This window comes from Paenarthrobacter sp. YAF11_1 (assembly GCF_052113445.1).
Lineage (GTDB): Bacteria > Actinomycetota > Actinomycetes > Actinomycetales > Micrococcaceae > Arthrobacter.
Map to the genome: position 1 here is coordinate 71,305 of NZ_JBFRDF010000013.1, position 23,438 is coordinate 94,742.

General features: G+C 64.1%; 25 protein-coding genes. 3 read left to right on the top strand and 22 right to left on the bottom strand.

Annotation, left to right across the window (positions count from 1 at the left end):
- Positions 1-12: 12 nt before the first annotated feature.
- The 5 genes from AB4Y77_RS18130 to AB4Y77_RS18150 form a co-directional block, all read right to left on the bottom strand.
- Positions 13-1,704, bottom strand: coding sequence for a ribonuclease J (locus tag AB4Y77_RS18130; RefSeq protein WP_311214238.1), 1,692 nt, complete (start codon positions 1,702-1,704; stop codon positions 13-15).
- Between the two features lie 27 nt (positions 1,705-1,731).
- The gene (gene dapA / locus AB4Y77_RS18135) at positions 1,732-2,643 is read right to left on the bottom strand and encodes a 4-hydroxy-tetrahydrodipicolinate synthase (protein ID WP_311214237.1); all 912 of its coding nucleotides are present in this window, start codon (positions 2,641-2,643) and stop codon (positions 1,732-1,734) included.
- Between the two features lie 58 nt (positions 2,644-2,701).
- Positions 2,702-3,667 (bottom strand): carbon-nitrogen hydrolase family protein, encoded by a 966-nt coding sequence (locus AB4Y77_RS18140; RefSeq protein ID WP_442014924.1) that lies wholly within the window; start codon positions 3,665-3,667, stop codon positions 2,702-2,704.
- 113 nt (positions 3,668-3,780) lie between these two features.
- Positions 3,781-4,116, bottom strand: a complete 336-nt coding sequence (locus AB4Y77_RS18145) for a hypothetical protein (protein ID WP_442014894.1) — start codon at positions 4,114-4,116, stop codon at positions 3,781-3,783.
- 114 nt (positions 4,117-4,230) lie between these two features.
- Positions 4,231-5,220: a GDSL-type esterase/lipase family protein gene (locus tag AB4Y77_RS18150; protein ID WP_311214235.1), complete on the bottom strand. Its 990-nt coding sequence runs from the start codon at positions 5,218-5,220 to the stop codon at positions 4,231-4,233.
- Positions 5,221-5,275: 55 nt separating this feature from the next.
- Here AB4Y77_RS18150 and AB4Y77_RS18155 point away from each other — a divergent pair, with 55 nt between their 5' ends.
- On the top strand, positions 5,276-6,511 hold the full coding sequence (locus tag AB4Y77_RS18155) for a heparan-alpha-glucosaminide N-acetyltransferase domain-containing protein (protein ID WP_311214234.1): 1,236 nt from the start codon (positions 5,276-5,278) through the stop codon (positions 6,509-6,511).
- Here the strand turns inward: AB4Y77_RS18155 and AB4Y77_RS18160 are convergent.
- The 9 genes from AB4Y77_RS18160 to AB4Y77_RS18200 are packed head-to-tail and all read right to left on the bottom strand — an operon-like array spanning position 6,487 to position 14,177.
- A complete protein-coding gene (locus AB4Y77_RS18160; RefSeq protein ID WP_311214233.1) occupies positions 6,487-6,975 on the bottom strand; it encodes a hypothetical protein in 489 nt (162 codons plus the stop codon). The genes AB4Y77_RS18155 and AB4Y77_RS18160 overlap by 25 nt on opposite strands.
- Positions 6,976-6,979: 4 nt before the next feature.
- Positions 6,980-7,738, bottom strand: coding sequence for a 4-hydroxy-tetrahydrodipicolinate reductase (dapB, locus tag AB4Y77_RS18165; RefSeq protein WP_311214232.1), 759 nt, complete (start codon positions 7,736-7,738; stop codon positions 6,980-6,982).
- 51 nt (positions 7,739-7,789) lie between these two features.
- Positions 7,790-8,245 (bottom strand): molybdenum cofactor biosynthesis protein MoaE, encoded by a 456-nt coding sequence (locus tag AB4Y77_RS18170; protein ID WP_311214231.1) that lies wholly within the window; start codon positions 8,243-8,245, stop codon positions 7,790-7,792.
- On the bottom strand, positions 8,235-8,732 hold the full coding sequence (locus AB4Y77_RS18175) for a MogA/MoaB family molybdenum cofactor biosynthesis protein (RefSeq protein ID WP_311214230.1): 498 nt from the start codon (positions 8,730-8,732) through the stop codon (positions 8,235-8,237). The genes AB4Y77_RS18170 and AB4Y77_RS18175 overlap by 11 nt, the downstream gene beginning before the upstream one ends.
- Positions 8,729-9,265, bottom strand: coding sequence for a cyclic pyranopterin monophosphate synthase MoaC (moaC, locus tag AB4Y77_RS18180; protein ID WP_311214229.1), 537 nt, complete (start codon positions 9,263-9,265; stop codon positions 8,729-8,731). Before moaC ends, AB4Y77_RS18175 begins: the two co-directional genes overlap by 4 nt.
- Positions 9,253-10,479 (bottom strand): molybdopterin molybdotransferase MoeA, encoded by a 1,227-nt coding sequence (locus tag AB4Y77_RS18185; protein WP_442014895.1) that lies wholly within the window; start codon positions 10,477-10,479, stop codon positions 9,253-9,255. Before AB4Y77_RS18185 ends, moaC begins: the two co-directional genes overlap by 13 nt.
- Before the next feature lie 59 nt (positions 10,480-10,538).
- Entirely contained in the window at positions 10,539-12,146 is a 1,608-nt protein-coding gene (locus AB4Y77_RS18190) for a molybdopterin-dependent oxidoreductase (RefSeq protein WP_442014896.1), read from the bottom strand.
- On the bottom strand, positions 12,143-13,423 hold the full coding sequence (locus tag AB4Y77_RS18195) for a sensor histidine kinase (RefSeq protein ID WP_442014897.1): 1,281 nt from the start codon (positions 13,421-13,423) through the stop codon (positions 12,143-12,145). Before AB4Y77_RS18195 ends, AB4Y77_RS18190 begins: the two co-directional genes overlap by 4 nt.
- Complete coding sequence (locus tag AB4Y77_RS18200; protein WP_442014898.1) at positions 13,410-14,177, bottom strand: response regulator transcription factor; 768 nt, start codon at positions 14,175-14,177, stop codon at positions 13,410-13,412. Before AB4Y77_RS18200 ends, AB4Y77_RS18195 begins: the two co-directional genes overlap by 14 nt.
- A 134-nt stretch (positions 14,178-14,311) precedes the next feature.
- Here AB4Y77_RS18200 and moaA point away from each other — a divergent pair, with 134 nt between their 5' ends.
- Together moaA and AB4Y77_RS18210 are read left to right on the top strand one after the other, a co-directional pair.
- Positions 14,312-15,451, top strand: a complete 1,140-nt coding sequence (gene moaA / locus AB4Y77_RS18205; RefSeq protein ID WP_311214224.1) for a GTP 3',8-cyclase MoaA — start codon at positions 14,312-14,314, stop codon at positions 15,449-15,451.
- A gap of 4 nt (positions 15,452-15,455) precedes the next feature.
- Positions 15,456-15,722 carry a MoaD/ThiS family protein gene (locus AB4Y77_RS18210; RefSeq protein WP_311214223.1) on the top strand — a complete coding sequence of 89 codons (267 nt, stop codon included), beginning with the start codon at positions 15,456-15,458 and terminating at the stop codon, positions 15,720-15,722.
- A 3-nt stretch (positions 15,723-15,725) separates the two neighbouring features.
- Here AB4Y77_RS18210 and AB4Y77_RS18215 read toward each other — a convergent pair whose 3' ends face one another.
- The 8 genes from AB4Y77_RS18215 to truB all read right to left on the bottom strand — a co-directional run bounded on the left by AB4Y77_RS18215 (position 15,726) and on the right by truB (position 23,425).
- Positions 15,726-16,187, bottom strand: coding sequence for a DUF1579 family protein (locus tag AB4Y77_RS18215; protein ID WP_442014899.1), 462 nt, complete (start codon positions 16,185-16,187; stop codon positions 15,726-15,728).
- Positions 16,188-16,265: 78 nt separating this feature from the next.
- Positions 16,266-17,609: a M16 family metallopeptidase gene (locus AB4Y77_RS18220; RefSeq protein WP_442014900.1), complete on the bottom strand. Its 1,344-nt coding sequence runs from the start codon at positions 17,607-17,609 to the stop codon at positions 16,266-16,268.
- Between the two features lie 89 nt (positions 17,610-17,698).
- Entirely contained in the window at positions 17,699-19,951 is a 2,253-nt protein-coding gene (locus AB4Y77_RS18225; RefSeq protein WP_311214220.1) for a polyribonucleotide nucleotidyltransferase, read from the bottom strand.
- Positions 19,952-20,189: 238 nt separating this feature from the next.
- Complete coding sequence (gene rpsO / locus AB4Y77_RS18230; protein WP_089594382.1) at positions 20,190-20,459, bottom strand: 30S ribosomal protein S15; 270 nt, start codon at positions 20,457-20,459, stop codon at positions 20,190-20,192.
- A gap of 159 nt (positions 20,460-20,618) precedes the next feature.
- Positions 20,619-21,602 carry a bifunctional riboflavin kinase/FAD synthetase gene (locus AB4Y77_RS18235; protein ID WP_442014901.1) on the bottom strand — a complete coding sequence of 328 codons (984 nt, stop codon included), beginning with the start codon at positions 21,600-21,602 and terminating at the stop codon, positions 20,619-20,621.
- Between the two features lie 88 nt (positions 21,603-21,690).
- A complete protein-coding gene (locus tag AB4Y77_RS18240; protein ID WP_311214218.1) occupies positions 21,691-22,137 on the bottom strand; it encodes a hypothetical protein in 447 nt (148 codons plus the stop codon).
- Between the two features lie 2 nt (positions 22,138-22,139).
- Positions 22,140-22,493 (bottom strand): hypothetical protein, encoded by a 354-nt coding sequence (locus tag AB4Y77_RS18245; protein ID WP_311214217.1) that lies wholly within the window; start codon positions 22,491-22,493, stop codon positions 22,140-22,142.
- 2 nt (positions 22,494-22,495) lie between these two features.
- A complete protein-coding gene (gene truB, locus AB4Y77_RS18250; RefSeq protein WP_442014902.1) occupies positions 22,496-23,425 on the bottom strand; it encodes a tRNA pseudouridine(55) synthase TruB in 930 nt (309 codons plus the stop codon).
- Positions 23,426-23,438: the final 13 nt, after the last annotated feature.

The following is a 23,438-nucleotide window of genomic DNA, read 5'->3' on the forward strand; positions in this document are numbered from 1 at the left end:
GTTGCCCTCGGGCTACGCCTCCAGGACCACCGGAATGATCATGGGACGGCGGCGGAGCTTGCGGTTGACCCACGTGCCGATGATCCTGCGCACCACCTGCTGCAACTGGTGGTTGGTGTGGTCTGCATGATTAAGCACAGCGTCTTCCAGTGCGGCGTTGATCTTGGGGATGATCTCGTCGAAGACGGAATCATCCTCAGCAACACCGCGGGCATGGATTTCCGGTCCGGACACGATCTTGCCGGTAGTGCGGTTGATGACCGTGATGATGGAAATGAAGCCCTCGTCCCCGAGGATGCGACGGTCCTTCAGGTCAGCGTCGGTGATCTCACCCACGCTGGAACCGTCCACGTAGACGAATCCGACCTCTACTTGGCCAACGATGTTGGCTTTGTGGTCCTTGAGGTCGATCACAGTGCCGTTGTCACTCAAAATGATGCCCTCGGACGGAACACCGGATTCCTGCGCGATGTTGCCGTTGGCAATAAGGTGACGGGTTTCGCCGTGCACAGGCATTGCGTTCAGCGGCTCAAGGATGTTGTAGCAGTACAAGAGCTCCCCTGCCGCTGCGTGCCCGGAGACGTGAACCTTCGCAGTGCCCTTGTGGATCACATCCGCACCGAGCTTGAGGAGACCGTTGATGATGCGGAACACCGCATTCTCGTTGCCGGGAATCAGGCTGGAGGCCAGAATGACGGTGTCGCCCGGGCCAACCACGACGCGGTGGTCGCCGTTGGCCATCCGTGACAGGGCAGCCATCGGCTCGCCCTGGGAACCGGTGGACATGAGGACCACACGGTCATCGGGCATGTTGTCGATGTTCTTGATGTCCACCAGGATGCCGGCCGGCACATCGAGATACCCCAGCTTGGCGGCGATGGCCATGTTGCGCACCATGGAGCGTCCAACGAAAGCTACCTTGCGGCCATGCTTTTCTGCGGCATCAAGGACCTGTTGGACGCGGTGTACGTGTGACGAGAACGACGCGACGATGAGGCGCTTCTTGGCCTGGCCGAACAGGCGGTCCAGAGTGGGACCAATTTCCTTTTCGGCCGTGGTGAAGCCGGGGACGTCCGCGTTGGTGGAGTCGGCCATGAAGAGGTCCACGCCCTCTTCGCCCAACCGGGCGAAGTGGCGGAGGTCGGTGATACGGCCATCCAGCGGCAACTGGTCCATCTTGAAGTCGCCGGTGTGCAGGACCGTGCCACCCTCGGTCCGGATGAAAACGGCCAGGGCATCAGGGATGGAGTGGTTCACCGCGATGAACTCGCACTCGAACGGGCCGAATTGCTCCACCTGGCCCTCGGTGACGGTGAGGGTGTACGGCTTGATCCGGTGTTCCTGGAGCTTTGCTTCCACCAGGGCCAGGGTGAGCTGGGACCCGATCAGCGGAATATCGGCCTTAAGGCGCAACAGGTAGGGCACCGCGCCGATGTGGTCCTCGTGACCGTGGGTCAGCACGACGCCAACCACGTCCTGCAGCCTGTCTTCGATGTAGGAGAAATCGGGCAGGATAAGGTCTACGCCGGGCTGGGTCTCTTCGGGGAAGAGCACGCCACAGTCAACGACCAGCAGCTTGCCGTCGATTTCGAACACGGCCATGTTGCGGCCGATTTCCCCCAGGCCACCAAGAGGAACAATCCGCAGCGTGCCTTTCGGCAGTTTCGGCGGCGTAACCAGTCCGGGAAGGGCGGTTTGGGTCATATTGTGCTACTTTCCGGCGGAACCGTCCTAGACGTTGAAGTCCATTCCGGCTTCCGCCAAATCCCCGCGGATGATGTCGATCTCGGCCGCGTCCGGCTCCACGAGGGGCAAACGGACAACCGAGTTGGGCAGGACTCCCTGCCACTTGAGAATCTGCTTGGCGGCTACTGCGCCTTGGACCCGCGTCATGGTTGCGCGAATGACGGGTTCCAGTTCAAAGTTGATGGCCCTCGCAGTGGCGAGGTCGCTGGCGTTCACGGCGTCGATCAGTTCGCGGAAGCGACGCGTGGCCACGTGGGTGGTGACGCCCACCAGGCCGACGGCGCCGAGCGCCATCCACTGGAGGGTCAATCCGTCATCACCGGAATAGAAGACCAGGTCAGTCTCAGCCATGACCCGCGTAGCGGCGGCGAAATCTGCCTTGGCGTCCTTGACGGCCACGATGTTCTGGTGCTTGGCCAGGCCGATCATGGTCTCAGGAGCAATCGCAATGGAGGAGCGGCCGGGGATGTCGTAAAGCATGACGGGCAGATCCGTTGACGAGGCAATCGTCTCGAAGTGCGCGCGGACTCCGGCCTGGCTGGGCTTGTTGTAGTAAGGCGTGACGATCAGCAGGCCGTCCACGCCAACCTCAGCCGCGCGCTGGGAAAGGTGCACAGAGTGCGCGGTGTCGTTGGTGCCGGTTCCGGCAATAATGGCAGCCTTGCCGCCGACGGCTTCTTTGACCGCCCGGAACATACCAAGATTCTCGTCGTCTGTGAGGGTTGAGGTCTCCCCGGTGGTGCCGGTCACTACGAGCCCATCGCAACCATCCTGGACAAGCTTCTCTGCCAATGCAGCGGCTTGGTCGTAGTCCACCTTGCCGTCCTCGGTGAACGGGGTGACCATAGCGGTCAGAAGGGTACCAAGGGCGGGAGCATGGGCGCGCAAGTCAGACATAAGAAAAACGTTACCCTGTCACAGGCTCGTTACAAGAATGGGTTCCGCGTGATGGTCCTCATTCCCCTGCTGCGGATCTGTAGGCATCAAGGCGGGACCGATCCAACGACACCATCGCGACTTCCGTTCCGGTACCGGCTGCGCGGACCAGGGCAGCGCCGTCGGGGCTCCACCCCCCGCTGAGGCCGCAAGAGGGACCCAACGACGTTTTCCCTCCAAGGTTCGCCAATAATCCGAACATCCGGTGGTCCATGGAACGGGCGCCCAGGTGCAGTCCAAGCCTGAGTTCATCGCCCCGCGTGTACAGCGCAGACACGGCGTACACGTCGGCCTTCGCTTCGGCAGCAGCAACGGCGTGGGCAGGATGCGCGGCGTCAGCACACACGGCAAAGGCAACCCGCCATCCGTGAACATCAACCACTACCGGGCCGCTCCCAGGGACAAAAAGCTCCCGCTCCGGCCCGTGTAAATGAGTTTTGAAGACCGGCTTTACAGCACCGTCCGGGCCAACGATGAGCGAGGCCAGCCGGGGCGTCTGATCCGCCTCCCGCCACCCTGCCCCAACGACGACCACCGCCCCCGTGCGGGCACAGACGTCCTGCAGGGGTCGGAGCCGCGGGTCACCGTCGGTCAACCACGCCGATTGCTGGCCGGCCTGCGAAGGACTTCCTGCTTCGCCGGGGACTTCAAATGCAGTGAGTTCGTACCCGGTCAAGGAAAGCTCGGGAAAAAGCACCAGGCGTGCGCCGCGTTTGCAGGCCTGCTCCACCAGCACAACATGGGCCGCGACGTTTGCTTCCACGGCCGCTCCCCCTGCACCTGCACCTGCACCTGCACCTGGCAGCAGCGCTTCATACTGAACGACGGCGGCGCGAAGCTGTGTCAGGTCGCCGGACTCGTCTCCCGGGCGGCGCCGGACTTCAACGAAACCGGGCCCAGCGGGCGCGCTGCCAGAGAGCGGGCTCTCAACGGACGTGGCATCAAGGTCCTGGGCCGGCTTTTGGGTTGGGACATGCGGGGGCATCAGAGTCACCACGCCATCCTATTCCGGCGGGCGCAGCTTCGGGTGGGCACGGCGGAACGTTGCAGGCCCGGCGGGAGCTCCCAGCCCCAGCAGGCCCTCTCAGTCCGGGCGGGCTAGGCCGGACCGGACGTCCGTGCAGGTTGCTCCGAGCAATATTGCGCCACGGCCCGCTCCTTGAGGTGTTCGGCCCATGTCACCAACCGCTGGGAAGCGCGTACGTACTCGAACAGTTCCAGGGGTGTCAGGGAATCCAGGTCCGCCTCGGACAGCCGCCGGGCGAGTTCGGCCCCTGGCGGCTGCTCGGCCAGCACAGTTCCTTCGCGGCGCCACTGGGTGTCTTCAGGAGGTTCGCCCGCCACGAGTTGCCTGAACAGGAAGTCGACCACGCCGGGACTCATCGCTTTCATGGGTCCAGCGAGACCTTCGGGTGGCGTAGGATCATCGTTCATCCTGCCATGCTATTCGAACATATATTCGAAGACAAGGCTATGAAGGCGACGGCCGGGCCGAACCCGTCAGACGGGCAGCCCCACAGCCCACAGCCGGAGCTCGCTGTAGCCCGGTCAGCTGTGCGCGTTGGCGACGGCCGCCAACTGTGGACCCAGCCTGTCGGCCATGAGCCGGTAGCCGGCATTGTTGGGATGCAAGGTATCGGGCATCAGGGCGGCTGCCTCGGCCTGGGTAAACACCGCTTCGCCATCCACCAGGTGAGTGCGTCTATCCCCCCGCTCGCGGACTATCCGCACCACATCTGCCACGGCCTTCCTGTAGTCGGCGAGCGTCCACCCGGCCGCATTGGGCGCCTCCTCGCGGGGAAGGGAAAGAACTGGAGAGATGACCGCGATGGGCACTTCCGGGTGTGCCCGCCGGATAGCGCTGAGGAAGCCCAATACCTGGCTCGCGAAGGTCCGGCCCGAAAAGGCGGCCACGTTGTAGGTGTTGATTCCCAGGCATAAGGAAATGAAGTCTGCCGGCAGCTGGCAGATGGTGCTCTCCACCGCCGGGTCCAATTGGCATTCACCGCCGAAGCCCAGGGATTGCAATTGCCAGCCGTATTGCCTGGCCACCACAGCCGGCCACGCCTCGGATGGACCATCGGCCTGCCTGCATTGCGTGATGGAACTGCCGTAGGTGATCCATCGTTTGCCGGATCCCCCGGCGGCTTTGACGTCTTCGCCCTTCAACGACACCTCCAGCACTCTGAGGAGACCGTACTGCGGCAACCACAGTTGAACAGTTGATTGTGCCGGCATGGAGCCAAGATCGAGGTCATGACTGACGCGGCCGGCGCCCGAGACACGATGCCTGAGGACGCCGTTGACCAGGACATCGAAGGGCGACCCGTCCTCGGGGCCTTCGGCTTCGATGATCAAGTGCCCGGACGTTGCTAACCAGCTTGCATGGATCCCGGCGCACATCCGGGCGCGCTCCTCCAGGCCATCTGTGGCCGGTGGCATGAAGAGTCCGCCGTCAAGGCGTCGGAACTGCTGCCAGCCATCGGCGTCGTGGATGATGGTGAATGCTCCGGCCCACTGGGCGTTGACGGATTCCATGGCATAGGACTCTACCGCCGGTCCAGCTCACAGTTGGCTGTGAGACCATCGCAGCATGACTTCGCAAGAGACTGCGCCTCCGCGGAAAGCGGGCGACGGCGGCCAGATCTCCTCACGGCTCACAGGGATCGACGCCGCCAGGGGCGCAGCGTTGCTTGGCATGATGTCCACGCACCTCCTGCCGACGTTTGGGCCCTCCCCGTCGTGGGAGCCGACATATGTGGGACTGGTATTCTCGGGCAGGTCTGCTGCACTCTTCGCTGTCCTTGCCGGCATTGGACTGGCGCTGAGTACGGGTAAGCAGGAACCCCGCGCAGGCAGCGATCTTTGGTCCGCCAGGGGCGGCGTGGCCATGCGCGCGTTGGTGATTGCGGTCGTCGGTCTCACTCTGGGAGGGCTGGACGTCAACGTCGCCGTCATCCTGGTGCATTACGCCGTACTTTTCCTGTGCGTCCTGCCGTTCCTTGGCCTCCGGCTCCAGGCACTGTGTTTCTGGGCGGTGGGCTGGGTTCTGTTATCTCCGGTGCTGGCCTACCTGGTCCGGCCCTTGCTGTTGGACGCCGCTCCTCCCCTGCAACTGGGTCACAACCCCAACGGCGAGGACCTGGGGACACCTGCACGCCTCCTCGCAGACCTCTTCTTCACTGGCTACTACCCGGTGTTCCAGTGGATCTCTTATCTGCTGATCGGACTGGTGATTGGCCGGTTGGCACTCACGACGGCGAAGGTGCAGTTGCTGCTTTTAGGCGGCGGAATCGCTGTGGCTGCGGCGGCGAAGCTGGGTGGTTTCCTTGCGATGGAAGCGTGGGGCGGCCGGGCGGCGCTGGAGGCGCTCCCCGGAACGCGCGGGTACCCGCTGGAAAGCATGCTCCAGGTTAATCTGACCGGGCTGGAGCAAACCGGTTCGTGGTGGTGGTTGGCCACGGCTTCCCCCCATGCAGGGACCACGCTGGACCTGCTGCACACCGGCGGAACAGCTGCTGCAGTGGTGGGTTTCTTCCTGCTGCTGGGTACGGTGACCGAACGCATCAAGGTCAATATCCTGATAGTGCTCAGCGGGCCGGGAGCCATGACGCTCAGCCTTTACTCCGCCCATGTGTGGGTGGTTTCGGGGTTCACCAACCAGCCGCTTCCTGCAGGGTGGACAGAAGAGGGCATGTATTGGACCCAGGCACTCTGCGCCGTGGCAATCGGTGTGTGCTTCGCTTTGCTCCGGCGCCGCGGACCGCTGGAGTGGGTGGCCCATACGGCGTCGAAGCTGGGCAGCTACCGTCCCGCAGCGGTGGGCTGAGAGCGGAACAGCTTCCCGGCGTCGCGCATTGATGCCCGGGCGCGCTTGCGGTCCCCCGAGGCGTCATAGGCGCAACTCAGCCGGAACCAGGAACGCCAATCCTCCGGCGCTGCCTCGGCCTCGGCGCGGTACTTCTCGAACTCCGCATCCGCGGCAGCCCGGACAATCCGCCCGCCGGGCGTTCGGGGCAGGGTGTCCTCGGGCAAACCGCCTTCGGCTTCCAGGACCTTGGCCATCTGCTCGGTGCGGGCACCGAACAGGAGCTCGCGGATGAGCGCCCACGCACCGACGATGGGCAGGACCAGATAGGCCGCACCGATGCCCTTCGCTACCAGGTTGGGGTCACCGAGGAGGAGGAAGGAGCGTTGTACCGACACCACCAGGTACAGCACCAATAGCAGGGTGATGGCGCCGACCCAGATTTTGGTGCGGTTCTTCTTCAAGGAAGTCCAGAAATTTCCCATGAACCTAGAGCCCCAGATCCAGGTAGCCGTCCAAGCCGACTGTGAGGCCGGGGTGCGCTGCCACCTTGCGCAAGCCCAGCAGGACGCCAGGCATAAAGGAAGCCCGGTCAAAGGAGTCATGGCGCAACGTCAACTGCTCGCCCGGACCGCCGAAAAGGACCTCCTGGTGGGCTACCAAACCGCGGAGCCGGACACTGTGGACGCGGACACCTTCCACGTCACAGCCCCGGGCTCCGTCCAACGACGTTTCCGTGGCGTCCGGGCTTGCTGGAACTCCGGCTGCCTGCCGTGCATCAGCGATCAGCTGCGCCGTACGCACCGCCGTGCCGGAGGGGGCGTCCACCTTGTTCGGGTGGTGCAACTCGATGATCTCAACGGACTCAAAATACTGTGAGGCTTTGGCCGCGAAAGCGGAGGCCAGTACAGACCCCAGGGCAAAGTTCGGGGCGATCAGGACGCCGGTGTCCGGCTTCTGCACCAGCAGCGCACGGAGGGACTCCAGCCTGTCGGCATTCCAGCCTGTGGTACCCACAACAGCGTGGATGCCATGCTCCACGGCAAACCGGACGTTGGTTTCGGTGGTGTCCGGGACGGTGAGGTCAACAACATACTGTGCGCCGGCGTCGAGCAGGGTTTCCAGGGAATCGCCGCGACCCAGGGCGGCTACAAGCTTCATGTCATCAGCTGCTTCCACAGCTTTCACGGCTTCGATTCCCATGCGCCCGTGGGCGCCCAGCACTGCAACAGCAAGTTGTTCGGTCATGCCATTAACCCTACCGCCGGGCCGGGGCCCGGCAGGAACCGTGACTCAGGCCTACTCCCCCGCCCCCACCCACTCGACGGTGCCGTCGGTGAAGAACTGTTCCTTCCAAATGGGAACCTGCGCCTTGACCCTGTCCACCAGCTCGGAACAGACAGCAAACGCCTGTCCCCGGTGGGCCGCCGCGACGGCACAGACCAGCGCCGGGTCACCGATCTCCAGCATCCCGATGCGGTGCGCTGCCCAGATGCGGACGGGCTGATCGGCTTCGCCTGAGTGCTCCGCGACCAATTGGGCCACGACGTCGGACATGACCTGGTGTGCCGTGGGATGGGCGCTGTAACTGAGCCGGTCCACAGCCTTGCCGGAATCGTGGTTCCGGACCACGCCACTGAAGCTGACCACAGCCCCGGCGGTGTCCGATTCGACCGCCGCGATGGCTTGGTCCACCGAGATGGGTTCTGGGCTGAGGACGGCGCTGACTACTTCGAAATCTGTTTCAGTGCCCATGGCTACCTTCCATTTGTTCGCAGAGGTGCCCGATCACGGGGTCCAGGACAGCCAATCCATCCATAACGCCCTTTGGGGATCCCGGCAGGTTGATGATGAACGTCTTTCCCGCAGCTCCCGCGTGGCCGCGGCTCAACATGGCCATGGGGGTTTTCGCAGCGCCCGCGCGCCGGATACCTTCCATGATGCCCGGTATTTCACGGTCCAGGAGCGGAAGCGTCATCTCCGGTGTCTTGTCATCCGGGCTCAGGCCCGTTCCGCCGCTGGTGATGACGACGGCGGGGTCCTGGGTCAGGAGCGCCCTGAGGGCAGCTCCCACCGGCTCACCGTCCGGCACCACCATGGTGGGAAACGTCTCGAAGCCGTGCTCATTGAGCCAATCGAGGATGATGGGGCCCGTCTCATCAGCGTAGATTCCGGCAGCAGCCCGGGTGGAGGCGATCACAACGCCGGCCCGCCGGAGACTGTTCGGCTCGCAAGCACTCATTCGCCGGCCGCCTGGATCGGTTCCCCGGAGACGTCCCAGTCGCCGCTCTTGCCGCCACTCTTGGCCAGCACGCGGATGTCGGTCAGCACGGCGTGCTTGTCCACGGCCTTGATCATGTCGTAGACACTCAGCGCCGCTACTGATGCCGCCGTCAGGGCTTCCATTTCGACGCCGGTCACGCCCTTGGTCTTGACCGTTGCCAGGATGTCCACCGAGTCGGCGCCCAAGTGGAAATCCACGGTTACTTTGGAAATCGGCAACGGATGGCACAAGGGGATGAGCTCGGGCGTCTTCTTTGCCGCCATGATGCCGGCCACCCGGGCCACGGCGAGCGCGTCGCCTTTGGGTAACTCACCGGCGCCCAGGAGCGCCATCACGTCCGGGGTCGTGCGGACGGTTGCCGTGGCGGTGGCTTCGCGTGTGGTCACCGCCTTTGCGGAGACGTCCACCATCTGTGCAGTGCCGTCATGCCTGAGGTGTGTCAGGCCGCCGGCGGCCTCTGTTGTCCCGGGAGTTTCATTCACAGCATCCATACTTCCACTTCGGCTCCTGCGGTGAGTTCCGTGACGTCGGCCGGGATCTGGACCAGCGCGTTGGCACGGGCAAGGGCATGGACCAGATGTGAGCCGGCGCCGCCTTCCATACGAAGGATGCCGTCCGGCCCCACCGAGCCGCGCCGGACCTGGTGCTTGCCGTCAGGCGAGGTCAGTGGTTCAGCCAGCCGTACCTTCTGAACGGGCCGTGGCGCAGGAGTTCCCATAACCTCCGACAGGGCGGGCCGGAGGAACATCTCGAAGGAGACGAGGCAGCTGACAGGATTTCCGGGAAATCCGAGGAACGGAACACCGTTGTAGGTCCCCAGCCCTTGCGGCCCTCCGGGCTGCATTGCCACGGGGAGGAAATCAACGGGCTGGCCGGCCATCGCCTGGCGGACCACCTCGTAGGCGCCCTTGCTCACTCCCCCGGTGGTGACAATGACATCCACGGGATGGACCGCCTCCCGGGTGTGAGAGTCAAGGACGGCCAGGAGGCGTGCAGGGTCGTCGTCCGAGATGCCCGTACGAACAACATCCAGGCCGGCCTGGATCATGGACGCTTCAAGCAGCGTTCCGTTGGAGTCGAAAATTTTGCCGGGCGTGATGTCTTCGCCCGGTTCCACTACCTCGTCTCCTGTGGTGACCAGGAGGACACGCAGCGGTTCAGGGACCTCAACTGTTGCCAGGCCCAGCGCTGCCAGCAGGCCAAGCTGGGCCGGTCCCAGAAGGGTGCCTGCTGCCAGCGCCAGGTCACCCTTGTCGATGTCGCTGCCGGTGTTCCGTACGTATGTACCTGGAGCCACCGCGGGAAGGTCGACGACGGCATCCCTGGCGGTGGGGTCAGGGAAGGTACTGGGGTTCGCCTTCTCGATGGGTACGACGGCGTCGGCCCCCTCCGGAATCATGGCCCCGGTCATGATCGGGGCTGCGCAGCCGGCCTTCAGCGCTGTTGGTGTCGCACCTGCCGGGACGGGCGCCGCCACCCAGAGCTGCCCGCCGTCGTCGGGAATGTCTTGTGACCGGACGGCAAAGCCGTCCATCTGGGAGTTGGCGAACGGTGGCAGGGAGAGGGGCGCATGGACATCGACGGCCAGCGGCTTTCCCAGTGCGTCGAGCAACGGCACACGGTGGCTTCCCTTGGCGGTGGCAGCGCCTGCCAGCAGTTCCACCACTGCCTGGCGATGGTTTGCAACTGATCTGGGCACGGACAACCTCCTGTTGTGACACGCTGGCTTCCGGGAATTTCTCCGGACGTTCCCAGACTAGGGCCTTAGCCCACCTTGACGCTGATGGTGTGATAGCCCGTGGCGCCGTCCGGAGCCACAGGGGCTTTGTCCTCGGTCTGCGGCTGGCCGGTGGAATCGGTGGCCCGCACTTGGACTTCGTAGTCGCCGGGGGTGAGGTCTACGCCCAGCTGCCACTGATACCACGTGTCGGTGGAGATCCCGCCCGCCAGGGTGGCCGGCTGCCAGGACCCTCGGTTGAGACGAATCTCCACCCTGCTGATGCCCCGGTGTTGGGCCCATGCCACACCACCGAATTGCACCGTGCCCGGCTGGACCGTCCTGCCGCTGCGGGGTACGTCGATCCGTGACTGCGTTTTGATGGGGCCGTGATCGCTCCAGCCACGGGGAGTCCAATAGGCGGTGTCGTCTGCGAAGCGCGTGACTTTCAGTTCGGTCAACCATTTGGTGGCCGAGACGAATCCATAGAGTCCGGGAACGATCATGCGGACCGGGAATCCATGCTCCAGCGGGAGCGGTTCGCCGTTCATGCCGACGGCTAAGAGGGCGTCACGATCGTCAGTCAAGGCCTCCAAAGGTGTGCTTGCCGTCCAACCGTCGTTACTGGTGGAGAGCACCATGTCTGCGCCGGCCTTGGGACCGGCCATGGCAAGAAGTTCGCGGATGGGCCAACCCAGCCAGAGAGCGTTGCCAATGAGGTCGCCGCCGACGTTGTTGGACACGCAGGCGATGGTGACGTGCCGTTCGATCATGGGTTTGGCGAGGAGCGTGGCGAAGTCGATCTCGATCTCCCGCTCCACCATTCCGGTGACCTTCAGCTTCCACGCCGGCGGGTCGATGGCCGGCACCGTCAGCGCCGTGTCGATTCTGTAGAAATCGGGGTTCGGGGTTACCAGGGGGCTGATGCCGTCCACGGACAGTGAGGCCCCGGCGGGTATTTCCTGCGGTGGGGTAACGGGCTCCGGAAGCGTCATGGATCCGCGGAAACCCGACGCCACGGCGGTGGCCCGGGTGAGGACCGCGGTGACTGTTCCGGCCACGACGGCGGCGAGGGAGGTGCCGGCGAGAGCGTTCAGGAAACTTCGCCGTGCCAGGGGTGCTGGATCATGCCCCTGCAGACCCCCTCTTGTGGTCTCGGGAGCCCACGTGATGAACCGCCGAATGAGCATGCGCAACAGCAGCATCGTGACGATCGCAGCGACGATCGGGGCCAGGGCCGCCTGCGGGCTTGCCTGGGCACGCGTTACGACGGCGGTCAGCCCGGCCGCTCCGGCCACCCCGGCCAGCGCCAGCCCCCAGCCGGTGCGGCGACGCTCCAGAACGCCGGCCAGCGCCGCCAACAACCCCGCGACCAGACCGATGGATGCAATCAAGACGATCTTGTCCGCTGTGCCGAACAACTGCACGGCCAGGTCCTTCACCCCGGGAGGCACGGCATCAATCACAGCTCCGCCCAAGGCCGTGACAGGGGAAACCAACGGGCTCAGCAGCCCGGCGGTCAGTTCACCGGCCGCGATCCCGGCACCGCCCGATGCCAGACCGGCCGCGGCAGGCCACAGACGTGGGCTGAGCCGGCCGCGTGCTGGGGCGGGGGCGTCGGTTTCCGGCTTGTCCACACTGCTGTGCGTGCTCATGATGCGCCTCCTGCGCGTTCGTCGACTGAAATCCCGGTTGTGGCCGGGAAAGAAGATGGCTGGACAATCTCCGCCGGACCGGACGCGACCGGACCGGACGCAGCCGGGACAGATCCTGCCGGAAGGGACAGCGCAAACCGGCAGCCGCCGTCGACGTTGTCCACGGTGACAGATCCCCCGTGGGCCTTGACGATGCCGGCCACCATGCTCAGCCCGATGCCCGCGCCACTGTAACTGCCCCGCAGTCCGTCAGCAGTTCCCCGTGCGGGGTCTTTCTGCCAGCCCGTCTCGAACAGATGCGGCAGGTCCTCACTGCGGATGCCCCCGCATTGGTCCTGCACTGCAATCACGGCGTTTCCGCCGTTCCGCCCCACGCCATCGCGTCCGACGCTGACATGGACCTCGGTGTCCGGCCGGCTGTAGATAATGGCGTTGAGCAGGATGTTCCGCACGGCCCGGGCGAGGCTGGGACCATCGGCGACGGCCATGCACTCACGGTCCCCGCCGCCGTCGAGCGTGATGCCGCGTTGAGCGGCCAAAGGTGCGAGGTCGGACAGCGCATCGCTGACAAGGTCGTAAAGGTCCAGGGGTTCAGCACGGAGACGGAGAGTGCCTGCCTGGATCTTGGACAATTCCAAGAGGTCATTGACCATGGCGGTCATCTGCTCGGTCTGACCGATGATCTTCCGGTAATAGCCCGGCACATCGGACGCCATGCCATCTTCAAGAGCCTCGGTCATGGCGCGCATGCTGGCCAACGGGGTCCGAAGATCATGCGATATCCACGACACCAATTCCCGCCGGGCAGTCTCAATGGCTGCTTCACGTTCCCGTGACTCGGCGAGGCTGCGGCTGCTGGCCTCAAGTTCCTTGGCCAGCGCGGCAAGCTCGGACGTCATGGCGGGAGCAGCGCCCCGCCCCTCCCCTGCGTGCTCCAGGGTTTCCCCGCGGCCCAGGCGCCGCGCGGCATCCACCAAACGGGCAGCGTTACGGGACACGCCCGCGCCCAGCATCAGTGACAAGGCAACAGCCACCGCTGATGCCACGGCCAGGATGTACCACATGACTTCCAGGTCCCTGGCAGAGATGAACATGGCATTGAACGCACTGACCATTCCTGCCACCAGGACCGCAACCGTAGCTACCACCACCAGGCAGATCTGCGCCAGGACCGAGGCCCGCCGCAGCAGTTTCAGGCCGGCCAAGGTTGCCGCGCCGATGAGGACGGCCCAGAACAGGACCCAGGCCAGAATGGTCCACAGCTCACTGCCCTCCATGGCCATGCTCCCCGCGGTCGGCCTGCTCCGGTACGTTGCCGGCGCCGGAATCGAAAAGGTACCCCACGCCCCAGACCGTTTTGATCAACTCCGGCTTGGTGGGGTTGGCCTCGATCTTTTCCCGCAGGCGACGCACATGCACTGTGACAGTTGAGAGATCGCCGAAGTCCCATCCCCACACGGCCTTGATGAGTTCCTCCCGGCTGAAAACCTGGTTGGGCCGCCGCATCAGGAAAGCCAGGAGGTCGAATTCGCGCACCGTCAGGGCCAACCGAACTCCGTGATGGGTGACCGTCCGGGACGCAGGATCGAGTTCGAGGCCTGCAGCTTCCACCGGTGGTTCCGGCGCGAACTCCTTGATGCTGCGACGGAGCACCGATTTCACCCGGAGAACCAGCTCCCGCGGTGAGAAGGGCTTGGTGACGTAATCGTCAGCTCCCATCTCCAGGCCCAGGATCCGGTCATCTTCGGTTCCCAAAGCCGTGACCATGATCACCGGTACGCTCATGGTCTGACGGAGCCGGCGGCACACCTCCACGCCATCCAAACCGGGCAGCATGCGGTCCAGGATCACCAGGTCGGGTTGGCGTGCCGCTGCCAGCTGCAGGGCGGTGAAGCCATCACCGGCCATATCCACTTGGAAGCCCGCTTGCAGCAGGTAGTCCCGGACAACATCGGCAATGGTCTGTTCGTCTTCCACCAGGAGGATGCGGCGATTCCCTGGTTCCGCTGATGATGCCGTAGGTGTGGTCACGCTTTCAGCATAGGTTTGCCGGCGGTCCCCGGCACCCGATTCAAGCATCCACGGTGCAAGCGTAGGGAATCCGTAATAACTGTATGGCTGTAATCGGTGTCACTGATCCTGCCACGGTGGCGTAGCCTGAATTTATGAGTGTTCAGCTGGGAATGCCGGTGCCCCCTCCGGGTGGCGCCGCAGGCAGCAAGGAAAGTGGCAGCGCGGTACCACCGCCGCGCCCCGCCGGAACGCCTGCGGGCCTGTGGGACCGCTATGGGCGGCGGGCTACGGACATGCGGCTGTCCCTGACGGACAAATGCAACCTGCGCTGCACTTACTGCATGCCGGCCGAGGGGTTGGAATGGCTCTCGAAACAAGCCGTGATGACCAAGGACGAAATTGTCCGGATCGTCCGCATCGGCGTCAACGCCCTGGGCGTGCGGGAACTGCGCCTCACCGGCGGCGAGCCCTTGGTCCGCGCTGACCTGGTGGACATCATTTCCGGCATCCGCAGCGACCACCCGGACCTCCCGATCTCCATGACCACCAACGGTGTTGGCTTGGACAAGAAGGCGGCGGCGCTGAAGGCTGCAGGCCTCACCCGTATCAACGTCTCGCTCGACTCACTGCACGAGGAAACCTTTACCAAACTCACGCGCCGGCCGTTCCTGGATCGCGTCCTGGCCGGCGTTGATGCCGCTTGGGCGGCGGGCCTGGGGCCCGTCAAATTGAACGCCGTGCTGATGCGCGGAATCAACGACGCCGAATCGCCGGACTTGCTCGCTTGGGCATTGGGCCGCGGTTACGAGCTTCGCTTCATCGAACAAATGCCACTGGACGCCGATCACGGGTGGACCCGTCGCAACATGATCACGGCCGCAGAAATCCGGGACCTGCTCTCCCGCGACTTTGTGCTGGGGCACGACCCCCGCGAACGGGACGGCGCCCCGGCCGAACGCTTTGAAGTACGACGCCGGGACACGGCTTCCGGTGAGGCTACGGGTCCGGTCCTCGGTACAGTCGGCATCATCGCCTCGGTCACCGAACCGTTCTGCGCCGACTGCCGCCGAACGCGCATCACCGCTGAGGGCAAGATCATGAGCTGCCTCTTCTCCCGCGAAGAATTCGACCTCTTGGGCCTGCTTCGTGACGGGGCCACGGATCAGGAACTGGCATCGCGGTGGCAGGACGCCATGTGGGTCAAACCCAAAGCCCACGGCATGGACCACACAGGTCTCGGCGCAGCGGACTTCGTCCAGCCGGACCGCAGCATGAGCGCAATCGGAGGCTGAAACCTTGCTTGTCCGCTACTTCGCTGCCGCACGCGCGGCGGCCGGTGTCGAAGAAGAACGTCACCTCCTCCCCGAAGGCACCAGCCTGGAGGCACTGCTGGAAGCTGCCCTCGCCGTCGAACGTCCGCTGCCTCCCGAAGGCACTCCGACGCTGGACCGCATTGTGGCCCGGAGCAGTTTCCTGCGCAATGAGGTCGCTGTGCGGGACCGTTCAGCGCCGCTTGGAGCCCAGGATGTCATCGACGTCCTGCCGCCCTTCGCCGGAGGCTGAGGCTCAGGCCTTACGGAAGACGCTCTTCAGCAACGGGCTGAAGTCCGGTGTCCCTTCCAGCCGTAGGTCGGCTGTGTGCACCAGGACCCCGTCCTCGACGCGGAAGGTGTGCCTGGCGACTCCATCGGCAGTCCTCCTGTCCAAGGTCAGGGTCCCTGCACTCCAGGCTCCCCGGACCGGGCTGGCCGGAGACCTCCCCAAGCTGTCAACGTAATACCACAGAGTATCCCCGTGGTCCCGGTCCACAGTGAACATGCCGTGCCCTTCGAAGTGCGTGCCGTCCGCCTCGCGGTGCCGGTAGCTCTGGACGACGGCATACCCGCCGGCAGCCTTGGTGAAGACCACTTCCGCTTCGGCCGTCCGGGCGCTCCCCCAAGGCGACGCGGCAATCTCCGTAATGCCCCGCCAGTGACCGATGAAGTCCTGCAACAGCTCCGCGGCCTGGCCGCTCGAGGGCAGATCCATCACGTCTCCAAAATCGTCAGGGCAGCATCATCACCGTGTGATCATGCTGCCCTGTTGACAGTGCGTGAGTCCAGAGGCTTAGAGACCGAAAGTCTCGGATTCCTCGAAAGGACCCACCACAGTGATGGTTCGGGGTGCTGCCGCGAGTTCGCGGGCCAGGTCCTGCACTTCTTCCACTGTGACAGCCTGGATCCGGGCGAGGGTTTCGTCAATGTCCTGGAATTCTCCGGAGACCAACTCTGCCCGGCCCAACCGTGACATGCGTGACCCCGTGTCCTCCAAGGCAAGGACAATTCCACCGCTGAGCTGTCCTACGGCCTTACGAAGTTCTTCCTCCGTGATGCCCTCCTTGGCAAGCTTCTCCAGCTCAACGCCCAGGAGGTCCAGCACCTGACGGACCTTGGACGGCGTGCATCCTGCGTACATTCCGAAATAGCCGGCGTCTGCGTAGGCAGCGGTGAAGGAGTACGTGGAGTACACCAGGCCCCGCTTCTCGCGGATTTCCTGGAACAACCTGGAGGACATGCCCCCACCCAGGACAGCGTTGAGCACGCTCATGACGAATCGTCGGTCATCGGTTGCCACAATCGTGGGGCAACCCATGATGATGTTGGCTTGCTCGACGGGGCGCTTGACCACATGGAGGCCGGACGTTCCGCTGATGACGGCGCGGTCCGTTCCACGGCGGTTGACCGGGGCCGCCTGGGGGTCGAGCTTCCAGCCCGCGGCCGTCAGGGCATCGAGGACAAGGTCACAGACGACGTCGTGGTCCAAGCCGCCGGCAGCGGTGATGACCAGTTCCTCCGGGCGGTAGTAGCGCTGATAGTGCGCCCAGACCGCGTCCCTTGCCACAGCCTTGATGGCGTCGGGCGTTCCACCGATAGGACGGGCCAGCGGGTGGTTGCCGAGGACGGCTGCCACAAATTTCTCGTGGGCAACATCTGTGGGGTCATCGCTGTCCATGGCGATTTCCTCAAGGATGACGTCTCGCTCCTGCTCCAATTCAGCAGGATCCAGGACGGCGCCGGTAATCATGTCGGCAATGACGTCAATGGCCATGGGAAGGTCCGTGTCCAGGACCCGGGCGAAGTAACAGGTGCTTTCCTTCGCTGTGGCGGCGTTCGATTCGCCGCCCACCTCGTCAAAAGCCGACGCGATCTCCAAGGCGGTGCGCCGCTTGGTGCCTTTGAACAGCAAGTGCTCAAGGAAGTGCGTGGAACCGTGCTGGCCGTCCGCTTCATCGCGCGAACCCACTGCCACCCAGAACCCTATGGTGGCCGAACGCTGGCCGGGCATTGCCTCGGTCAGGACGCGCACGCCGCCGGGAAGGACCGAGCGCCGTACGACGGAACCGCCCTCGGCACCATGGATCAATTCGCCGCCGGGAAGAGTTTGCTCCAGCGGCAAGGGTACGACAGTCATCAAGGCCTTTCAGGTTTTCGGGTTAAGGCCGGAAGGGCCGGTGGAGCTTTTTCAAGCCCACCGGCCCTGCCGGGTGTACTGCTTACAGACTACTCTGCGGACTCTTCCGCGGCCTCGGCCGGAGCGTCCTCGGCAGCTGCGCCTTCTTCCTCGGCAACAACCGGAGAGAGGGAAAGCTTGCCGCGGTCATCGATCTTGGTGATCTCGACCTGGACCTTCTGGCCCACGGAGACAACGTCATCAACGTTGTCCACGCGCTTGCCGTTGGCCAGCTTGCGGAGCTCGGAGATGTGCAGCAGGCCGTCCTTACCCGGGGTCAAGGAGACGAAGGCGCCGAAGGTGGTGGTCTTGACGACCGTACCCAGGTAGCGCTCACCGATTTCCGGTACCTGCGGGTTGGCGATGGCGTTGATGGCCGAACGTGCTGCATCGGCAGACGGACCGTTGGTAGCGCCGATGTAGACCGTGCCGTCATCTTCGATGGAGATGTCAGCGCCAGTGTCTTCCTGGATCTGGTTGATCATCTTGCCCTTGGGGCCAATGACCTCGCCGATCTTGTCCACGGGGATCTTCACGGCGATGACGCGCGGAGCGAACTCGGAGAGCTCATCCGGGGTGTCGATCGCTGCGTTGATGACCTCGAGGATGTGGAGGCGGGCTTCGCGGGCCTGCTTCAGTGCTGCTGCCAGCACGGAAGCGGGGATGCCGTCGAGCTTGGTGTCCAGTTGGATGGCCGTGACGAACTCGGACGTACCGGCAACCTTGAAGTCCATGTCGCCGAAAGCGTCTTCGGCGCCGAGGATGTCGGTCAGCGCTGCGTAGCGGGTCTGGCCGTCAACCTGGTCGGAAACCAGGCCCATGGCGATACCGGCAACTGCTGCCTTCAACGGCACACCGGCGTTGAGCATGGAAAGCGTCGAAGCACAGACCGAGCCCATGGACGTCGAGCCGTTGGAGCTGAGGGCCTCGGATACCTGGCGGATGGCGTACGGGAACTCTTCACGCGTCGGCAGAACCGGAACCAGGGCGCGCTCTGCGAGAGCACCATGGCCGATTTCGCGGCGCTTCGGGGAACCCACGCGGCCGGTCTCACCGGTGGAGTACGGCGGGAAGTTGTAGTTGTGCATGTAGCGCTTGCGCGTTACCGGCGACAACGAGTCGATCTGCTGCTCCATCTTGAGCATGTTCAGCGTGGTGACACCCATGATCTGGGTCTCGCCGCGCTCGAAGATGGCCGAACCGTGGACGCGGGGCAGAACCTCTACCTCGGCGGTGAGCTGGCGGATGTCCGTCAGGCCACGGCCGTCGATGCGGATCTGGTCCTTGAGGATGCGCTGGCGCACAACCTGCTTGGTGACCGAGCGGAAAGCTGCGGACAGTTCCTTCTCGCGGCCTTCAAAGTTACCGGCAAGCGCGCCCAGGACTTCGTCCTTGAGCTCGTCAGAGGCGGTGTCGCGGTCCTGCTTGTCAGCGATCTGGAAGACAGCAGCCAGCTTGTCGGCAGCAGCGGCTTCAACAGCGGCGTAGACATCGTCCTGGTAATCCAGGAACACGGGGAACTCGACGGTGGGCTTGGCAGCGCGTGCAGCCAGGTCCGCCTGTGCTTCACAGAGTGCCTTGATGAACGGCTTTGCAGCCTCAAGGCCCTCGGAGACAACCTCTTCGGTGGGAGCCGTGGCGCCCTGTTCCTTGATGAGGTTCCAGGAGTTGTCCGTGGCTTCGGCTTCAACCATCATGATGGCGACGTCGTCACCGGTGATGCGGCCGGCTACAACCATGTTGAAGACGGCGTTCTCAAGCTGGGAGTGCTTGGGGAAAGCAACCCACTGCGAACCCTGTTCGTCGGCGATGAGGGCGACGCGGACGCCACCGATCGGGCCGGAGAACGGGAGGCCGGAAAGCTGCGTGGACATCGAGGACGCGTTGATGGCGACGACGTCGTAGAGCTCATCGGGGTTGATCGCCAGGACGGTGACCACGATCTGGACCTCGTTGCGCAGGCCCTTGACGAACGCGGGGCGCAGCGGACGGTCCATGAGGCGGCAAGCCAGGATGGCTTCGGTGGACGGGCGGCCTTCGCGGCGGAAGAACGAGCCCGGAATGCGGCCGGCAGCGTACATGCGCTCTTCAACGTCAACCGTCAGCGGGAAGAAGTCGAAACCTTCGCGCGGCTGCTTGCCTGCGGTGGTTGCGGAAAGCAAGGCAGTGTCTTCGTCGATGTAGACCATCGAAGCGCCGGCTGCCTGCTTGGCAAGGCGGCCGGTTTCGAAGCGAATGACGCGCTTGCCGAAACGACCGTTGTCGATAATGGCTTCGGAGAACTGGATTTCGGGACCCTCCATAGAGAGTCACCTCCGTTTCTGTTAGCGGAAGTCCGCCGCATCAACCCAGGCCTCTTCTTTTTTCCTGGCCTGTACGACACCCGGTCATCGATCGAGATCCACGGGCCAATCGTCACCGATTGTTCCCGGGAATCACTACCGAGGACCGCGAATGCGCGATGCGGTTGATTCCTGTTTTTAGTTGTTGGTGAAGAAGACGGCCCGTTCCACGAGGGACCGGGCCGCCCCTGAAGTCAGACTAGCGACGCAGGCCGAGGCGCTCGATGAGCGCACGGTAGCGGGCGATGTCGGTGTTCTTCAGGTAGGAAAGCATGCGCTTGCGACGACCAACCATGGCCAGCAGACCGCGCTGGGTGTGGAAGTCGTGCTTGTGCTCCTTCATGTGCTCAGTCAGATCCTTGATCCGCTGGGTCAGGACTGCAACCTGTACCTCGGGCGAACCGGTGTCGCCTTCAGAGGTTGCGTATTCCTTGATGATGGACTGCTTTACAGCGGCTTCAAGTGCCACGTGAACTCCTAGAGTTGTGCCGTGCCTCCCGGTGCAGCGCCTCGCTGACGGGTTGCTTTTGGTGCGTCGCCGCACACAAAAACAGGTCCAGCCGCCACGGACTGCAGCCGGATCCACTCATCAGTTTACCGGCAGGCCAGCAGTGTTGTCGAAATGCGCCTAGCTCCGGCTTAAGAGCTCATGCGCTTGGGCGACATCCAGGCACATTTGCTCGACCAGTGCCTCGGGTCCCCGGTACGCCACCATGCCCCGGAGGCGCTGGGTGAATTCAACGGCGACGGTTTGGCCGTAGAGGTCGAAGTCCTCCACATTTTCCTCGGGACGATCGATCACGTGGGCTTCCACCTGACGGCTGACACCATCAAACGTGGGGTTGGAACCCACGGAAATGGCAGCCGGCCACCGGGTTCCGGACTGGTCGATCAACCAGCCGGCATAGATTCCGTCCGCAGGAACATAGCCGGTGGAATCGTGGGCTAGGTTGGCAGTGGGGAATCCGAGGTCACGGCCACGGGCAGCGCCATGGACCACTTCCCCCCGCATGCGGTGGGGCCGGCCCAACACTGCCGCGGCAGTGATTACGTCTCCCTCGGACAAGGCTTCCCGCACCCAGGTGGAGGAACAGCGGCGGTCGGCATCGCCGTCGTCGTGGACCGGGAAACCTCCCGCGCCGTACTCATTCACCACCTGAACACTGAAACCGAGCTGGTCGCCCAACTCCTGCATGGTGACGACATCGCCGGCATTGCCGGCGCCGAACCGGAGGTCGTGCCCCACCACCAGGTGTGCGGCGTGCAGCCCGTCCAGGAGGACTTCGCGCACAAACTCCAGCGGCGTCATGGCCGCCAGATCCAGGGTGTACTTCATCACCAGCACGGCATCGACGCCGGTGTCCGCCAAGGCGTCCAACTTGTCCTGGAGCCCCATGATCAGTTCCGGGGCAGAATCCGGCCTGTGGACAAGGGCGGGATGCGGATCAAAGGTCACTGCCACCGACGGGATGTTGTGCCGCCTGGCGGTATCAGTCAGTTGCGCCAGGACATGCTGGTGTCCGCGATGGACACCGTCAAAGTTTCCGATGGTGACGACAGTAGCTCCGAAGTCCTTGGGGACTTCAGTGGGATCGTTCCAGATGTGGACCATCAACCTCGCCTTTTACTGCAGATATTCGTTCCGCCCGGCAACCTTCCGGCGCCGGAACATTCTAAGGTTACCCGCCAGGGCAGCTGGCTCAGGACGGCCTGCGTTTGTTGAGCCACAGGAGCCCGAGGATCGGCAGGACCAGGGGGACGAACCCGTACCCGCGTCCGAACAGCGACCACACGGTGTCGTGCGGGAACGCGACGGGATCGAAGAGGCTGATGGCCCCCACCACCAGCACGCCCACAAGTTCCGTCAGCACGGCCGCGAGGGAAACCTTGAACCAGGTGCGGCCAGGCTTGGCCAACGATATGGTGGCCACGATGTACACGAGGGCGGCGAAGGCCGAAAGGATGTGCGCCAACGGAGCTTCGGCAAACTTAGTGGCAATCTGGTAGCCCGCACGCGCCGTTGCCGACAAAGCGAACACCGCGTAGACCGCGATCAGCAGGCGGCCCGGACCGGTATTGCGGGTGTCTTTCTGCTGCGGGCTTGCCGGGTTGGTCTCGGTTCCAGTCACGTCGTGTTCTTCCTTCAAGGTCAGTACCAGATCTGGTTCATGCGGGCGCCCATGACGAGCACGGTGACGCCCACTGCGGCCAGGACGAAGTTGCTCCAGCGGGTGCGTTCAAGGATGGCCCAGTAGACAGCACCCAACGGGATCATCAGGGCCGTCACCAGGTAGCCCCAGAATTCCCAGGCCTCACCGGCAATCTGCTCGCCCATGATCACCCGGACAATCGAACCCACCAAATACACCAGGAGGACCAGCTCAACGGCGAGCACGGAGAAGATGGTGGGATCGTTCGGGGCTTTCTTCATCAGGCCTGCCACGAGGCACATGATGGTGGACACCAATCCGACGATCAGGATGGCATAGAAGTATCCGTCCATGCTTATTGCGCCTGCCCGGTTCCGGGCCCTGTTCCCGGAGCGAAGACCAACACCGGTTTCGCGAAGCTGCCGGCGTCCGCCAGCAGTGCTACCAACTCCCCCGACGGCGCGAACGCGGCTGCGGGGTTCTCAGCGGTAGCAGCCGTGGACGTACCTGCTCCGGGGCCGGCCGCGATACGGCGGCCAAAGGAGATCTCCGTGGTTTCTTCCTCGCTGAGCTCCCGGTTGGGCATGAGGGCCCTGGCCGCCAGGGACATCTCCAGCACGTTGAGTTCTTCTGCCAGTTCTTCCAAGGTGCGGGCCTGGTCAAGGGTGTACGGACCAACCTGGGTCCTGCGCAGGGCAGTAAGGTGGCCACCGACGCCCAAGCCATTGCCGAGGTCGCGGGCCAACGCCCTGATGTACGTGCCGGAAGAACATTCCACGGTGACGTCGACGTCAACTACCCTGCCGCCGTCGACCCTTGTGATGGAGTGGACATCGAAACGATGGATGGTGACCGGGCGGGCGGCGAGCTTGACTTCCTCGCCGGAGCGGACGCGGGCATAGGATCGTTCGCCGTTGACTTTGATGGCACTGACGCTGCTGGGAACCTGCTGGATGGGTCCTGTCAGCGCGGCCACCCCCGCAGCGATGGCGTCATCGGTAACCTCCGCAGCGGTTCGGGCTTCGGTGACCTCTCCCTCGGCGTCGTCGGTGATGGTGGTTTCGCCCAACCTGATGGTGGCGGTGTAGGTCTTGGACGTGCCCACAATGTAGGTCAACAGGCGCGTAGCCTTGTTGATGCCGAGCACCAGCACCCCGGTAGCCATGGGATCCAGCGTTCCCGCATGCCCCACTTTCCGGGTACCAGCCAGCCGCCGCATCCGGCCAACCACATCATGGCTGGTCCATCCCTGCGGTTTGTCAACGATTACCAGTCCAGAAAGCACGCTTACCAGTATA